The organism is Paenibacillus sp. FW126-R14, from assembly GCF_058789495.1.
Genome location: NZ_JBYTBS010000018.1, coordinates 13,753 through 30,631 on the forward strand (window position 1 = coordinate 13,753; position 16,879 = coordinate 30,631).

Here is a 16,879-nt window from a genome sequence, read left to right on the forward strand (position 1 = left end):
GAAGCGCTGGACGCTAGGCGAACTTCCGGCTGTTTAGAATTTTTGCCGGGGTTCCTACGGCTGTGCTATGGGGTGGAATATCACGGATTACCGTAGCCCCTGCGCCTATAACTACCCATTCGCCGATCTGCTTCTCCGGAATTACCGTAGCCCCCGCTCCAATCATTGTCCCTTCTTTTACAATGACTGCACCGGTAAGCACAGCCTTTGGCGCAATGTGAACATAATCCCCAATGTGATTGTCATGCTCTACGATTGCACCAGAGTTGATAATGGCATGGTCGCCTATAACGGTATCGGCACTCACGATTGTATTCGCCATGATAACCGTTCCATACCCTATAGATGCGCTGGTACTAATAATCGATGTATCGTGAATGAGTGAAACATATGTATTCTTGGATAAGTTAAGCTTCTCAACAATCGACTTTCGAATGCCGTTATTGCCAATTGCAATAACAAATTTAAGATGGTTCCTTTCATGCAATAAAAGATGCGCTGAGGAAATCGGACCTAGGTAAATGTCATTGCTTAGAGTTAACTTATCGTACTTATCATCCAAAATGGCTATGATCTTATTGTCACTTTTAGAACGAATCAATTCCCTAATGACTTTACTATGTCCACCCTCGCCAATAACAACTAAATCCAATCTGCCTCACATCTTTCATCAGAGATTTGAACCGGAGAATTTCTCCATCGTCACATGATTCCCGTGACTGATTCCATCTGACTTGATGACTTTAACAAAAGTTAAAGCAAGAATTTTGATATCAAGGAGGAAGCTCTGATTTTCCACATACCAAACATCAAGTCTAAACTTTTCTTCCCAGGAGATTGCGTTTCTCCCATTAACTTGCGCCCACCCCGTTATTCCGGGGCGTACTTGGTGACGTTTGGCCTGTTCTTCCGTGTACAAAGGCAAATAATCCATCAGCAGCGGCCTTGGCCCTACTAAGCTAATGTCTCCTTTGATAACATTGACCAATTGCAGCAGTTCATCAAGGCTGTATTTTCTGAGGAATTCCCCGAAAGAAGTTAGCCTGATTGAATCAGACAATAAGTTCCCTTCCTTGTCTCTAGCATCTGTCATCGTGCGAAATTTATAAATATTGATAGGCCTGCCATGCAATCCTGGTCTTAACTGCTTAAATATAATCGGAGATCCCAGCTTTACTCTAACCAATACAGCAACAATGCCGATAATCGGAGATAGAAGCAGCAATAAAGGAATAGCTATCAGCAGGTCGAAAAGTCGTTTCATCATTGACCTACTCCTATTGATTTTGACTCTAAGTTTTGATTTCATACGGTTCATTTTCCAAACAAAGTAATTCGATTTCACTGTACTTTGACCATCAACAGCTACTAACCACTGATTGTCCTCCATCAATTGTTGGTCGATATGGTGCATCCCATCTTTTCTCCAATCACCGTTTTTGTTCGAGCCGCATAAGACGACGGAAATTTCCTCTTCCTCATATTCGGTTTCTGTCAGTTGGTTTACTTTAAAGACCCTTACGGACTCGCCATAATGAGGATAATCCGCTTGTGTGTACCTGTAGATGTTTCCTTCTGAAAAAATAATTCGGCCTGCAGGTCTGCTAATCATCATATTGCTTGTAATGACCGGGCTTTGGGGATGTTCCATCCATGGACCCTCTAGCTTTTCAGACGAGAATAGATGCAGATTTCCCCCTGCCGTAGAGGCAAATATCCACCATTTCTCTTGATACTGAACAATGGAAGGATCCAAGAAGTTGCCTTTGAACAACTCACACGCAATTTCCCATTGAATTGGGAACTGTTTCGCTCTGTACAATAAAACACGATTGGCTTCCGTCGTTTCAGGCAGCATAAATATTTCGTCTTCAACCTTAAAAACTTGAGGATAAGATAAGTGGAAGTTTTCACGCAGGACGACTTGCTGATAATCCCAATTAACCCCGTCCGTACTTACGGCTACGCCAATTTGCCCACGTTCCAGTTGTTTATTCAAGATCTCAAAAAATAGATATAACTGCGAATCATGCTTAATAATAAAGGGGTCTGCTACAAATTCAGCTTGCACATCCGTTACATCTGACGCTTGTATCGAAGGTGTGTCCATGTCGGTTTCATGCCATGACTTCATGATCATGACAGGGGAACTGAAAACCTTAATCGACCATATCTGAGCAACAATTCCCGTCTTTATGAGAGAAGTGACATTCGTAATTCTTTGGAGAAGCTTCTTCATAGGGAACAAGTAGTAATCCTCCTTTGAAAGGAGGTACTCTGATTTTGCAAAAATAATTGTTTGAACTGCTGCTCAGTCAGCACCAAGATACACATGAGTAAGCCCCCACTATACAGTTATTTCTTCTTCCGCCTTTTGAAATCCATTCGGATTTTGGGTTTGCCATCTCCATGAATCAAGACACATCTCACTTATGCCTCTCTGAGCGATCCATCCCAACTCATGCTTAGCCTTGTTTGAATCCGAAAAACAGACGCCTATGTCGCCCGGTCTTCGATCTTCCATCGTATAAGGTATATGCTGCCCGGTTACTTTTTCAAAAGCAGTCACCATCTCCACAACACTGTAGCCCTGCCCGGTTCCAAGGTTGTAGGCTTCCACCCCAGTGATTGCCATGATCTTCTCCAACGCTTTGACGTGCCCGAGCGCCAGATCAACTACATGGATATAATCTCTTACACCCGTGCCGTCCAAGGTGGGATAATCGCTTCCATAAATCTTTAACTCCTTTAATCTGCCTATCGCCACCTGTGTAATAAACGGCATTAGATTATTAGGGGTGCCATTGGGATTCTCTCCTAATCTTCCACTGCTATGGGCTCCAATAGGGTTAAAGTAACGTAAAAGCGCAATGCTCCATGTCGGATCAGACACATATAGGTCCTGCATAATTTCTTCAATCATAAGCTTAGTACGGCCGTATGCATTCGTGGCGCCTACTGGGGAATTTTCGGTAATCGGTACTTGTTCCGACTTGCCATATACAGTAGCCGAGGAGCTGAACACGATTTTATTTACCCCGTATTCCTGCATAAGTTCACAAAGGATAAGCGTCCCAGTAATATTATTGTGGTAATAGCGAAGCGGCAACCGAACCGATTCTCCTACTGCTTTAAGTCCTGCTAAATGAATGACCGCTTCAATTTGATGCTGCTGAAAGACCCTCTCAAGATCCTGCCGGTTTAAAAGATCAATGGGATAAAACGCAAAATGTTTGCCTGTTAATTCCATTACCCGCTTTAACGCTTCCGAGCTGCTGTTACTAAGGTTATCTACAACCACGATCTCATGTCCTGCATTTAATAATTCCACACAGGTGTGACTTCCAATATACCCGGCTCCTCCAGTTACGAGGATTGTCATCGTGTAAACCTCCTAACTTTTTTTCAAAACTTCAAATATTCGCTTCGATAAAAAAGATGTAAAGTAACCACATTCTCGTAATAAAAATAAATCAGATAAAAGCCTATTATTGCGTAATACATAATTTTCCGTTCCCTTTTTACAAATAAACTGATGACCCATGACATAAGAATGACATTGTATAATCCAAAGTAGATGCTAAATCTTGCAAAAATCCAATTTTGCGTAGCGACGGCCATGACAACAAAATTCAATAATGACATGTTGACGACATAGTCACTGTTGGGAAATATTTCTCTAAGTTTGTTTCTTCCCAGATAGGCGAATATCAATGGAACCGCTCCGACAGCCACCCTAATGATGTTAGCTCCGCCTTCTTGGATACTTTGATATTCCCCATAGTGGGTATCAGAAATGGCAGTGAAGATAGCGTCCGAGATCACGCTGTATCCTACAATTAACAACACCGCCAAAGTCAGCAGCACGAAAGTAGAGGATGTCCAAGCCTTTCTTCTCACAATGAAGTAAAGCGGTATAAGAATTAAGGCGCTGCCATGAAATGTAGAAGCAAAGGCAACCACAAGAAAATACTTTTTCCAGCTTCCTTCAAATAAATACTTCGTAGCCGCGAATACCATCGCCGAAGCCAAAAATTGCCTTACCCCGTTCATAGAAACAATGTAAAGTCCTGAAGTTATGTATACATATACGCTAAGTTCAAACAATCTTGAGTATTTATATAGCACATAGATAATGAGTACATTGGTTACTAAGGCAGTAATAAAGATTAACAGCTGTGGATTCTCCGTAAATTTTTTTAAAATCATTTGAAGAATTCCGAAGCCTATATCCTTCTCCGCTTTAACTTGTTTCCATGTGAAATCATTAAGCTTGTAGGCATACATATAAAAAAAGGTATCGCCAATGTTATTGCGGAGCCCGGCTATTATGGCGAATGTGGCCATTACGATGCCTACCATCCATTTATTGGGCTTCAGCGATAGAACTCCAGAGCCTGCTCCAGAGCCGATTGTCACAGGTTTGGCCAAGTACCTTGAAAAATAGGAGGCAATATAAACGACAATCAGATTAACCCAAAGTATGGCCATAATTGATTTCCTTTCGAGTCCTTATGTGACACTCGTTTTTCTCATTACATACCAATAGAGCATGGCACCAAGCGGAATAGCGAGAAAGGTGAGGACTTTCGAAGGCGATTCCCTCAAGAACTTGCGATTGCCGGAAGTCATGCAGCTGGACACATAGTGGATGGATTGTCTGAATTTGAAGAGCAAGCCGGCAGACGGCAGCTTCATAAGCTCCTTGCGGTAAAAGGCAAAGCCTTTCGGGTTCTTGCGGTACTGATTCCACATATTCATGGACGAGCCATCCGGCAAATACTCCACGCAGCAAAGCACTTCATTCATGAGAAGCATTTCATACTGCTCATCTAACTTATAGTATTTATAGGCCAAGCCTACATACTTTTCATTTTCAAAAATGGGATAAGGATAGTCCCGAGTTAATTCGGTTCGATAAACCAGCTTCTTATCCCCGGTTACCCGGTGTTTGCTGTACAGCTGAAAAAGGGTCGAACGCTTGATGCCCTCAGGCAGTTTTGTGCCAATAATGCGGCCATCCGTATAAGAATCAAGTCCAATGATTCCACTTACTTGCTCACTACCGTGCTGCTCCCAAAAAGCGTTTATTTGTTCCACAGCATGATCTGGCATATAGTCGTCGGAGTCAATACATACGTTAAGCTCCGTATCGATCAGCCTGTAAGCCGTATTATGAGCTCCATGCATGCCCTGATTGTCCTGGCGGTAATAACGAATTTGGATTTCATTCTCAGCCATCCAACCGGCCACCAATTGTTCCGTATGGTCTGTCGATCCATCGTCGATAATCAGCCAAATGAAATCTTTGGACGTTTGCCGTTTAAGGCTGTTATAACAAACGGGAAGGCAATACGCTCTATTATAGGTAGGTGTAAAAACAGTCAATTTCTTCATACGATCACCTCGATAAGCCTAAATAAAACCCCTCTGTCCATAGAGCGGTATTCTTAATATCGTATCCCTTGTTTGATAAAGAGAACTCCGGAATATGCCTGGTTGCATTTCTTGAAATAACGTGATTCATTCGATCTATCCAAATCGATTTATTCCCCAGCGATAACCGCTCTACGAGTTGAATGCCCATATCCACTTCTTGGGTAATCTCATCGGATACGAGACATGGCAGTCCGGCCCCCTGCGCTTCGATGAGTGTAACAGGAAGACCTTCATGCAAGGAGGGAAATACGAACATATCAAAAGCTTGCAGCAGCCGTGTGATGTCACTTCGTACCCCAAGGAACTTCACCTTATCCTGCAGGTGCATAGCCTCCACTTTCTTCTCGACCTCTGCACGCAGCGGTCCGTCTCCTACTAAAATTAGGACCGTATTCGGCTTCTCTTGGTGCAGCTGCGCGAATAGATCGACGAGGAACGAATGATTTTTTTGATGCGCAAATCTCCCGATATGCCCTAAGACATAGCTTTCTGAAGGCAGGCCCAGTTCTTGCCTGACTTGCTCTCTAATCCCGGGTGAGAACGCAAATTTGTCACTCTCGATCCCGTTCTTTAAAATCAACGCTTTATTCACCTTGTTTGCAAACAACCATTTGGCCGCTTTATTGGAGCAGGCAACAAAGTGAGTGGCACAGGATGTGATAAATGTTCCCGCAACCCACTTATATGTTCTGGCTGCAATTCCGCCCTCACTGCTTGTATTATGGCTGTGCGCAATTCGTATAGGTGCTCCCACTTTCTTAGCGGCGCGCAATACGAATCCGCTCATTTTGTCCATGTGGGCATGCACAATTTTGTACTTGGGATGCGTTACAAAGAAATGATCCAAAGCTTCGATATATTTCGCATGACCAATATCCGACACATAGGGAATTCGATGAATCGTTCCGCCCATCTCTTCAATTTCAGCATCAAAGACCCCAGCTTTACAGGTTAGGAAATCAAACTGAACCTTGGAGCGGTCGATATTGCGATATAAATTCATAAGGAGGGTCTCCGCTCCACCGCGATTCATATTAACGACTACGTGTAAAATTCTTATTGGATCGCCCACACGACATCCACCTTTTCGTCCATGTATAGGGAGTAAATATTTCTTTTCTCATTTAGCACCGTCTGGATGGCATATTTCCTTTCAATCATTTCTCGGCCCATCCCGCCCAGCTTTGACCGCAGATCCTTATTTTGCGCCAACTGTTTGATCCTCGCTGCCATTGCCTCATAATCATTTGGCTCTATAATCCAGCCATTATAATCATCGCGAACGAGTTCTCTATGCCCTCTATTGCTGCTCGCGATAATTGGGAGGGCACACGCCATAGCTTCCATGATATTTACCGGCAATCCTTCGCGCAGACTCGAAGCAACAGCCACATCGCATATGGGCAATAAGCGGTCAATATCATTTCGATACCCAAGAAAATCGACCCGGTTTGCAACACCTAACTCCCTGGCAAGATCAAGACATTGCTCTTTCAAGGGGCCCTCGCCTGCAAGCAGAAGCTTGACATTAGGTTCCTCATCTTTCAGTAATGCCATGGCACGAACGAGCATTTGCTGATTCTTGTTCCGGTTAAATTCTGCGGCATAAAACAGGAGAATGTCCTCTTGTTTATACCCCATCGTCATTTTTCTCAACTCATGCTTATGTATTTCATTACTCGGAATGTATTTTTCAATATCTACGCCTACACCGTGTACGTGCTCAATTCGACCTGCTCGGAAACGCCGATTAAGGGCTAGATTGTAATCTTCCTCATTTATGGTGATTAAACAATCCGTATAGGAAGAAAGGACTTTCTCGAGAGGATAATAGGCCAGCCAATTGATGAAGGGAGCGCCTTTGCAAAAGTGAAAACCGTGTGCGGTGTAAATGACCTTAGCTCCGTTCCTGCGCGCTTCCCGCGCTGCTAAGCGAGCGAGCAAACCGCCCATTGGCGTATGGCAATGGATGAGATCATAGTTGTTTTCATCGATAATTGACTTTAATGCTCCGTAGGCCTTCAAGTTGATTCCCCTGAAAGGTGATCTTTGAATCGGAATATTAAACTTTGCGTCGACATAAGGAAGGTCCATCTCACCGTTAGCGGCAATATGGACCTCCCATCCCTGCTCTTTAAACCACTTCATGTAAGGTAAGTGAAAAGCTTTAAAATGATAATCGACCGTGGCACACAAGAGTACTTTTTTGGACATCTATATCCCCTACTTAATTAGTTCTTTCTCCAAAATTGAAGAAAAATATTTGAGTAATTCGTATTTTAAATCGTCACGCTGCAATGCGTAATCAATTGTCGTCTGTATAAACCCCAGCTTCTCGCCCACATCGAATCGCTTGCCTTCGAATTCGTAGGCATACACGGATTCCAGAGTATTTAATTCCTCGATGGCATCCGTAAGCTGTATTTCTCCTCCAGCACCCGGCTTTTGATCGTTCAAAATGTCAAAAATTCTCGGCGTCAGAATATAGCGGCCCATGATGGCAAGATTCGATGGAGCTTCTTCTTTCCTTGGCTTCTCCACTAAATGATTGATGCTAAACAAGTGTTCTTCCATTTGTTTGCCGTCAACAATTCCATATCTGGACACTTCCTCATCCGTTACATGCTTCACGCCAATGATGGAAGAGTGACGATACTCATACTGATCCATCAGCTGTTTGAGGCAAGGTTTGTTGGCCCGAACGATGTCATCCCCTAATAACACTGCGAACGGTTCATTTCCAATGAACTTCCGCGCACACCAGATCGCGTGCCCCAGACCTCTAGGCTCCTTTTGGCGGATATAATGAATATCTACTTTGGACGACTTCTGAACTTCCGTTAATAGGTCGAACTTTTGTTTTTCAAATAAATTTTGTTCAAGCTCAAAAGAGTTATCAAAATGATCCTCAATAGCTCTTTTCCCTTTGCCTGTCACAATAATGATATCTTCAATTCCCGATTCCACAGCTTCTTCTACGATATATTGAATGGTTGGCTTGTCGACAATGGGAAGCATTTCTTTGGGCATTGCTTTCGTTGCGGGCAGGAATCTTGTACCCAATCCAGCTGCTGGAATAATGGCTTTACGTACTTTCATTGTGTAAAAGCTCCTTTTCAAACGATTGAAATTAATTTTTTCGGCATTGGAAGGACATTGTTATTGGCCAAATTCAACAATTGAACCCTTAGGCTTTCTTTGTCTAAGGTGGTGTAGGTGGAAATCATTTCTTTTATTTCTTCCATATACAGATCGGATGTTTTACCGATATAAATTTTAGGATAAACCTGCTTTTCATTGATTTCATCGCTATTTAACAGCTCTTCAAACAACTTTTCTCCCGGCCTCATACCGGTAAATTCAATGCCGATATCTTCTAGCGTGTTTCCCGAGAGCTTGATCAGGTTCTTGGCCAAATCAACAATTTTCACCGGTTCCCCCATATCAAGGACGAATATCTCCCCGCCTCTGGCTAAGGCGCCTGCTTGAATGACTAATCTGGAGGCTTCGGGAATGGTCATAAAATAGCGAATCATGTCAGGATGAGTAACCGACACCGGTCCGCCTTTGACAATTTGCTGTTTAAACCGCGGAATTACGCTGCCTCGGCTCCCTAACACATTGCCGAAACGCACAGCAACGAACTTCGTGTCACTGCTTTTATCCATATCCTGAATAATCATTTCAGCCATTCGTTTGGTGGCTCCCATGACACTTGTTGGGTTAACAGCTTTATCCGTGGAGATCATGACAAACGTGTCCACATTGCTTTGACTTGCCGCTATCGCTACATTCATCGTGCCTATCACATTGTTTTTAAATGCTTCTTCCGGATTTCGCTCCATTAGCGGAACATGCTTATGTGCGGCGGCATGGTAGACGACATCCGGACGATATTTATTCATGATCGACATCATCTTCTTCACATCTTGGATATCGGCTATTTCCGTTATGAACTCAATCGAAGTAGAGCCGGACAAGTCCTTAAGCTCCATTTCAATGGAATAAATGCTGTTTTCTCCGTGACCTAACAGAATTAGCTTCTTAGGCGTAAACTTCGTGACTTGACGGCAAATTTCAGAGCCAATCGATCCGCCGGCACCGGTTACCAAGACGACTTTATCCGTGATATAGCCTGAAATACTTTCAATATCCAAATCGATGGGATCTCGGCCCAATAGATCTTCTACCTGTACGTCCATAAAATGGCTAACCGACAGTTTCCCCGAGACCAGATCCTCCAACTTAGGCAGCGTTTGCGTCTTTGCTTTTGTTTTCGTGCACGCTTGAAAAATGTGGTTCAAATCCTTTTTGCTCAGCGATGGAATGGCAATGATAATGTTATCGATGTTTAATCTTTTCACCGCACTCTCTATTTGCCCAACCCCACCCATCACGGGAATTCCCAAAATATCAAGGTGATGAATTTTCACATTATCATCGATAAATCCAACAGGAACCAATTCGGATTCGTTATTTTTAATCAGCTGTCTGGCAACCATCGTCCCTGCGGATCCTGCGCCAACGATCAAGGTCCTTTTTTTAATCACGGTTTTATTGATATATGTATTCCGAAGCAGGCGCCAACAGAAACGGGAACCTCCAATTAACAACATGTGCAGCATCCATGTCACAGTGAGCAAACGAAAATAAATGTCATGGACGATGATTTGTTGAATGCAAGCGACGGTAATAATCGAAAAAGTGATGGCTTTGATAATAAATAGCAATTCTCCAATACTAGCGTGCTCCCAAGCTTTCTTATAAAGCTTATATACAAAGGAAAACGCGTGATGACTAAGAAACAAGGTGATTGAACTAACGACCAAGGGCAGCGTTATGACATTCAGATCTGCGCTCAGTAAAAAGCGGCTAATAAAAATGGACGTTAATACAATAAAGGAGTCTATGAAGAATAATAACGATAACCTTTGTCGGTATGACAAATAAATCCACCCTCTCTACTTAAAGTTCTTAAGTATAGGGCCTTTGTGAAAAGACCATATAATTAAATCCTTTAATTGTACGGGGGCATCTAACCCCACCTCGCACCACACTCTTGACGACTCGCGTCTAAGGTTGATTCAACCCACAGCATGGCCGAGTGCCTCCATTGATATTGGTTAGGAGGCATCACCGAACGTTGTATGTTATTAAGAACGGCAACATAAAATTTTTTAGGAACGCCGCTGCGTGAGCCTACAGAAAATTCTCAATAAAGAACGATAGGCTCATTTTCATTTTAGTTCTTTATAGAGAACGTGTCAACACAGTTTTCAATATTTCCTGAAGCGTACCCTTATTCCATTTATGAAACCAAAATAGGCCACGCGCAGTTTTATGGTGGCCTCACATATACAAATTTTTCAGCTTATTAATCCAAAGGGCTTGAATTGTGCTAACACATCAACGAACTCCCATACCAGGCTGCCATCCGTTGAAGTTCCGCTTGTTTGCGATGGAGGAACTTTACTGCTTTTACCTGCCGCATTGGATTTATAAACGTTGCCGTTCGCATATACAAAGGCGTTCAGTGGATATGAAGTATCCGCTGACCAAGCCGTACCCGCCGCTGTTCCAGGCACCGTGACTACCCAACCGATATAACTGCCAGAAGCCGGGCTGGCGTTGTTGATAATTTGGCCGCGTCTATAGTTTCCGGAAGCAGGCGGGCCAGCCAGCTTATAATATGGATCTACAACGCCATCGATATAGTTGTTTATTTTCACATGATTTTGATACTCGAGTATTTCTGCCGTTGCCACTTTGACCACGTTGTTACTGAATAAGATTTCGATTGATGCTGATTTGGGATCGCTTGCATTTATCGCTTTCATTGCTTTGGTTGACTTAAATATATTCCCGTCGATGATAAAAGATGCTGCGACAAATGTAGGCCACCAGAAGTCAATCATGGTTGCCGCGTTCGTTGGATTGTAGCTAAAAGTATTCTGTTTAAATACAAGCTCGCCGCCGATATCCCTAAAGAGGAAGGCTGTGCTTTCTTTGCTGGCAAAAGAGCTGCCGCTTATATGAAGCAAGGCATTTTTCTTGTTCTGATCGAATGTAAGCAGCGTATAACCGTCCCACTCAAACGTGCAGTTCTTAAATTGATATTCCGCTTGAGGATTGTTGATTGTAGAAATCGGTCCTGAGTTCTTGAACGAACAGCCCAAATAGCTCCCTGGAGGCAGCCCGGTCACAATATTCTGAGCATGCTTCGTGTTGATAAAAGAAACGTTGTTGAATAACCACCCGTTCTTGGTTGAGTTCGACACCCACGTCAAACTGCTGCCTTTCGCTCCGCCCCCCTCAATCGTGCAATTCGAGATCGCCTGAGGTTCTGTAGAAAATAAGAGCGTTGAGCCTAAACTTTGGTACGTACCATAATAATCAATATCATTATAAAACCTGCAATTATCCAGTTGTACACAGTATGCTTTCGTTCTGTTTATATTCAGAGGACTATTCTGAAATAGGCAGTTACTGACCAGAGCTTCCTCACTGCTTTGGGTTAAAATGATTCTTGAGCCATAAAAGTGATTATTCGATAGAATAATTTCTCCCGCTATTAACCCCGACATATCCCTGAGATCGTTTCCCTGCATGATAGCCTTGTCCACGTTTTCATTAATCGCAAGAGTGCCGCCTCTTATCGCATTGTTGGTAATACTTATATGTCTTCCGGCAACTGCAATAATATTATAGGTTGTATTATCATGGAAATTATTACTGTCAATATATATATATTGATTAAACTCATACATATCTTCAATATCTATTGCTCCCTGCGGGGCCGTTCCTTTAATATGGTGAATTTTGCATTCTGTAATGTAAACATGCTTTGCACCGGTAATACTCACTCCCAGCCTTCTGCAATCATGTATATTGCATTTATCGATATAAAGTTGTTTGCCAAACTCTACCACTTTTAAAGTTATTGAGCTTTGCCCAGCCGGGGGCACTGTATTCTGATGGATAATAAATTTGGCATAACTAGCACCTGAGGGGACTTCTACTTCGTCAAAAAACTGTATGTTCGTTTTGGCCGAAAGGAAGGTGTCGTCTTTTTTATAAAATACAAGGTCGTACAAATTAGAAGTTATTCCTGCACCTACTCCACCATAACTGCTTCCATACAATCCAAAATAGCCCCATTTTGCGATATTTGCTTGATTCATATCTATTTTTATCGTATTTCTAATTCTTGTATCATCGGCTACAAGCGTTCCATCCGTTAAGCTAATACCGCCCGCCTCAAAGTTTCCATCAAAATTATAGCCTGGAATTTGACCATACAAGCTTTCCAGAGAAATACCGTCCCCTGTACAATTATAAATTTCCAGGTTGTCAATTGTTAAAAACTTAACATTAGCGCCAACTAGCGGGGTGTTGCTGATCCTGATCCCATGTCCCCATTCATGAGTACCTGGTACGGTGGTATAGTCATGCGTATTTCTATCGCCTTCAATCTTACCGTTCGTAATCCGGCAATACTGCTGATTTCTTTGAAATAAAATAATCGCATAATTCGGCAATCCATTTGGATTTATTTTCAAAGTAGCACCGTTCAGATTGAAGGCCATAAAGCTTTGAGGTTCTATGGGATTTTTTTCATCGACTAGATATATTCCCTTAGGCAATGTCGCCTCTGAATAACCTTGGTCAAAGGCATATTGCAATGCATTATTAATCCCTTTACTTGTATTTACTGCATCCGTTCCGTCGCTCTTAATCCCCCAACGTGACAGTTCAATCAAATAGGCACATCCTATATCCGCCATCTCTTAAACACCTCCATATCAAATCGTATTCAATAGAGAAGCAGATGGTTACAAAATCCCAATATTTGGTTTAATGCACATATAGTTAAATAGAAAAGGAGCCTACATGACGCGGCGCACGGACAAAAAAATTTTAAAATACATTTTATGACTTCTTACGACATTTTTTCCGATTTATTGTGTACAATGGTACCTGTATTTAAATAACTGACAAGGATGGTAAGATTAATGATTAAAAAGGCAATAATTGTTCTAACTTTTCTCATGCTTTCTTTTCAATCTTTACTTGTTGAGGCTGTGACCCTAGAAAATTCCACACAAGCGATAGGCTCCAAAACTTACAACTTAGAACTTTCCCGATGGAATGTATATAATGACGGAACACATCCGGTTGAAACGACCAATGGGATCAACAAAGCGTTACAGTGGGCAAGCGAGCAAGGATACCAAGTCTTTAAAGTACCCGCGGGCAGATATCTCATTAGTAAAGGGACTAAACCGGACGATCCACAAGCACGAATTAATATGGTCAGCAATATGACTTTCTTACTTGACGATTCATCCATTATTCAAAAAGAAACGAACAGTTATGAGAATTATCGAACCTTATACGTCGGCTATGGAGTCAATAATGCAACCATCAAAGGCGGTACTTATCAAGGAGATAAAGAAACTCATAATTATAGCGGTAGAGACAACGCAGACAGTGCGGGAACTCATGAGTTTGGCAGCGGAATATCCTCGGAGGGATCGTACAATTTAACCATAGACGATGTTAAAATAATTAATTTTACAGGTGATGGCATTACAATTGCCGGATCCAATATTGGAATTTCAGGTACCTATGGGAAAGACTATCTTAATGGCGATATAGACGGTTCAGGCAAATTTATGAATTCCACTTCCAAGATTAGACCCAAAACTGCCATGGACTTCGCAAGCTCCAGTTATAAGGGGAGAAAGTACTTTGCCTTTGAACAACCGCAAGGTGTTACGAGCAATAGATATGATGTCCATTTCTATAAAAACGATGGAACGTACTTATCTTCAGTTAAGCAAGTCAGATTTGGAATGGATCTAATTCAGATTCCGCAAGAGGCGAAAAGCTTTTATCCTGTCTTTGGTTCTAATGCCACTTCTAGTTTTTTTGTTAAATTGTTCAGTAATGACGTTTCTAGAAATGTAACGATCAAAAATTCAGAATTAGCATTTAATAGAAGGCAAGGGATATCAATATTCGGGGTAGATGGCATCGAAATTAGCAATAATAAGATCCATGACATCAAAGGTACTGCGCCAGGGTTTGGAATTGATTCCGAGGCTGAGGGCTTTTTTCCTAACAATAACCTGAATATTACGAATAATCACTTTTATAATAATAGAGGCGGAGACATCGTATTTGCTGATGGAGATACGGCTTTAATCAGTCATAACAAATTTGAGAGCAGTATAGGCGTATATATTTATAGCGCATTTCCAAATACAACGGTTAAAAACAATACCTTTAATAATGGTGGACTGACCATGGGAGGTACTGGGGTTGCGGACTCAAACACCTTCACGAACGCCGAAGTTAATTTAAGTGCAACAAGCAACACACTAACCAATTCAACTTTTCTTAATAGTCGCTTAAACTTGAAAAACACGGACTCCTTTGGCTCTAAAGTAGAGAATATTACTATGACCAATACGGATTCCTCCGTTTTTACTTCTTTAAATGTAGGGGATCGTCCTGTCCGTCTCTCGAATATTACGATCCAAGGGGTAACCAAGCTTTCAACGTTAGGCGGAAAAGGTACGGATCAAAATGTCTATAATAATCTCCGTATGGAGGATTATAATGCATACAACGGTACCGCACTTCCAGCCGGAACTTACAATAATTGCCAATTTTCGTCGGAAACCAACGAGCTTGTTGGCTTAGCTATTAATCAAACAGGCACATATACTTTTAATAACTGTTCTTTTCATGCTATAGGAAAGATATTTACAATATATAGTTTATACGGAGAAGCAGATATTACGTTTAGCAATTCTAATTTTAACATTTCCAAAGATGTTGGTTACGCAGCTGCAGTATATGTACAAGGAGCAAAGCAGTTATCTATTCTAAACAGCACCTTAACTGCTAATAATCTTACACTGAATAATACGCCTTATATCAAAATTGGATCATTAGGCGGCGCAACTAAACCGACTGAAGTCAACTCTTTTACATTCAAAAACAACTCAATTACGACCAGTAAAGCTTTGTATGGCATTGATTCCATGGATGCAGGAACCGGAGCGCCTGCCTATACGATTTCCAACAACATCTTTAATGTAGCCTTACTGAAATTAAAAACGAACGACTTGAAACTAAATAATGAAGAGTTCTCTCAATATTAATATTTTAATATAAAAGTCCCCCGCCAGTCATACGGCCAAGCGGAGGACTTTTTTTATGGGATTAAAAAGCTTATATCCTCATTCCAACTTAATTAAATTGCTTTTCAAATTCATTATTAAATTGAGGTTTTGATCTTCTGAATATTTTATTTGTTAGTGCCTTACCTAATTGGATAGATGTCCTTTCTATCAGATGATACATGCCAACTGAGATAATTAAACTAGTAATCATTGTAATGAGGAAAATACACCATAATGGGAATATATTATGCAACCTGTGAACAGCTGAAAATAAAACTACGACATGTATCAAATATAGGCTATACGATATTTTACCTAAGTAGTTAATCAGATAATTCCTTAATAATCTAGAAAAAAGACTTGAATTAAGGGCAAATATGATTAGAATAACGGCTCCGCCTGTTACTGCCCATGAGTCAATAACCGTTCTGTAAAATGGGGATATCGCTGGATATAATAATAGTTTAATTCCAAAAGAAGGATGTAAAAATAAATACGTCAAAAGGCCAATTACGAATAATGTGATCTTAAACTTTTTAGTTAAAAGAGAAAATTTATTTGCAATAGGCATCCTATATTTAGCAAGCAATGCACCTATTACAAACATAGCAGTGTAATTAATCGTGGCTACAAGTTCTGTCCCAGTATTAGTAGGTTTCGATAGATGATAGATGATAATTCCAATCAAGCTAAATAATAGACTCAGTGCTAATCCTTTTTTCCAATCTAGTCTGACTATAAGTATCATTAAAAATGGGAAAATAATTGAAATTCTCATTTCATGTAGAAGAGACCACACGACAGGGTCTAGATTGCTAAGAAATGTCCCCATCAAGACGACATGATTTTTAATCACTTCCATGTTTATTGAAGATACCCAATATGAATTAAACCATTCACTGTAGCCCCTTAATTGCCCATTATAAAATAGTTCTCTACAAATAACTGCAACCATTACCGTAAATAAGTATGGCAAATAAATTCGACAGATTCTTTTTATAACAAATGAAAAGTAATTGGACTGTTTATTATTAAAATATGGTAATGATAACACTAGTCCACTTAACACGAAGAATAATACAACAGACTCTCCACCTGAGGTTAATAAACGAAATGGGCTATACTCAAAGATGATTTTTAAAAACTTATTTCCTGGCACCATCAGATACATATGCAAGAAGACTACGAAAATTGCAGCAAAACCTCTTAATGAATCCAGCTCTTCCAAACGCGTTTTCATCTAACAC

At 41.2% G+C, this 16,879-nt stretch carries 12 protein-coding genes and 1 pseudogene; 1 reads left to right on the forward strand and 12 read right to left on the reverse strand.

From position 1 onward, the window contains the following. Positions 1 to 13: 13 nt before the first annotated feature. The 11 genes and pseudogenes from AC3WRW_RS13785 to AC3WRW_RS13835 form a co-directional block, all read right to left on the reverse strand. On the reverse strand, positions 14 to 652 hold the full coding sequence (locus AC3WRW_RS13785) for an acetyltransferase (protein WP_492546886.1): 639 nt from the start codon (positions 650 to 652) through the stop codon (positions 14 to 16). An 18-nt stretch (positions 653 to 670) separates the two neighbouring features. Continuing rightward, positions 671 to 1,264 carry a sugar transferase gene (locus tag AC3WRW_RS13790; protein ID WP_492546960.1) on the reverse strand — a complete coding sequence of 198 codons (594 nt, stop codon included), beginning with the start codon at positions 1,262 to 1,264 and terminating at the stop codon, positions 671 to 673. A 102-nt stretch (positions 1,265 to 1,366) separates the two neighbouring features. Continuing rightward, positions 1,367 to 2,239 (reverse strand): annotated as a pseudogene (locus AC3WRW_RS13795) (glucosamine inositolphosphorylceramide transferase family protein); the annotation flags it as partial. 108 nt (positions 2,240 to 2,347) lie between these two features. Then, positions 2,348 to 3,382 carry a UDP-glucose 4-epimerase GalE gene (gene galE / locus AC3WRW_RS13800; protein WP_492546887.1) on the reverse strand — a complete coding sequence of 345 codons (1,035 nt, stop codon included), beginning with the start codon at positions 3,380 to 3,382 and terminating at the stop codon, positions 2,348 to 2,350. 23 nt (positions 3,383 to 3,405) lie between these two features. Beyond that, positions 3,406 to 4,491 carry an EpsG family protein gene (locus AC3WRW_RS13805; RefSeq protein WP_492546888.1) on the reverse strand — a complete coding sequence of 362 codons (1,086 nt, stop codon included), beginning with the start codon at positions 4,489 to 4,491 and terminating at the stop codon, positions 3,406 to 3,408. Positions 4,492 to 4,512: 21 nt separating this feature from the next. Next, the gene (locus AC3WRW_RS13810; RefSeq protein ID WP_492546889.1) at positions 4,513 to 5,397 is read right to left on the reverse strand and encodes a glycosyltransferase family 2 protein; all 885 of its coding nucleotides are present in this window, start codon (positions 5,395 to 5,397) and stop codon (positions 4,513 to 4,515) included. A 4-nt stretch (positions 5,398 to 5,401) separates the two neighbouring features. Next, positions 5,402 to 6,511, reverse strand: a complete 1,110-nt coding sequence (locus AC3WRW_RS13815; protein ID WP_492546890.1) for a glycosyltransferase family 1 protein — start codon at positions 6,509 to 6,511, stop codon at positions 5,402 to 5,404. Next, positions 6,496 to 7,653 carry a glycosyltransferase family 4 protein gene (locus AC3WRW_RS13820; RefSeq protein ID WP_492546891.1) on the reverse strand — a complete coding sequence of 386 codons (1,158 nt, stop codon included), beginning with the start codon at positions 7,651 to 7,653 and terminating at the stop codon, positions 6,496 to 6,498. The genes AC3WRW_RS13815 and AC3WRW_RS13820 overlap by 16 nt, the downstream gene beginning before the upstream one ends. A gap of 9 nt (positions 7,654 to 7,662) precedes the next feature. Then, on the reverse strand, positions 7,663 to 8,538 hold the full coding sequence (galU, locus tag AC3WRW_RS13825) for a UTP--glucose-1-phosphate uridylyltransferase GalU (protein WP_492546892.1): 876 nt from the start codon (positions 8,536 to 8,538) through the stop codon (positions 7,663 to 7,665). A 17-nt stretch (positions 8,539 to 8,555) separates the two neighbouring features. Then, positions 8,556 to 10,385 carry a polysaccharide biosynthesis protein gene (locus AC3WRW_RS13830; protein WP_492546893.1) on the reverse strand — a complete coding sequence of 610 codons (1,830 nt, stop codon included), beginning with the start codon at positions 10,383 to 10,385 and terminating at the stop codon, positions 8,556 to 8,558. A gap of 420 nt (positions 10,386 to 10,805) precedes the next feature. Then, positions 10,806 to 13,223, reverse strand: a complete 2,418-nt coding sequence (locus tag AC3WRW_RS13835; RefSeq protein ID WP_492546894.1) for a right-handed parallel beta-helix repeat-containing protein — start codon at positions 13,221 to 13,223, stop codon at positions 10,806 to 10,808. 228 nt (positions 13,224 to 13,451) lie between these two features. On the opposite strand from AC3WRW_RS13835, the gene AC3WRW_RS13840 reads away from it, so the two are divergent. Continuing rightward, positions 13,452 to 15,611, forward strand: a complete 2,160-nt coding sequence (locus AC3WRW_RS13840; RefSeq protein ID WP_492546895.1) for a right-handed parallel beta-helix repeat-containing protein — start codon at positions 13,452 to 13,454, stop codon at positions 15,609 to 15,611. A gap of 88 nt (positions 15,612 to 15,699) precedes the next feature. Here the strand turns inward: AC3WRW_RS13840 and AC3WRW_RS13845 are convergent, their stop codons facing one another. Next, the gene (locus AC3WRW_RS13845; protein WP_492546896.1) at positions 15,700 to 16,872 is read right to left on the reverse strand and encodes an acyltransferase family protein; all 1,173 of its coding nucleotides are present in this window, start codon (positions 16,870 to 16,872) and stop codon (positions 15,700 to 15,702) included. Positions 16,873 to 16,879 lie beyond the last annotated feature (7 nt).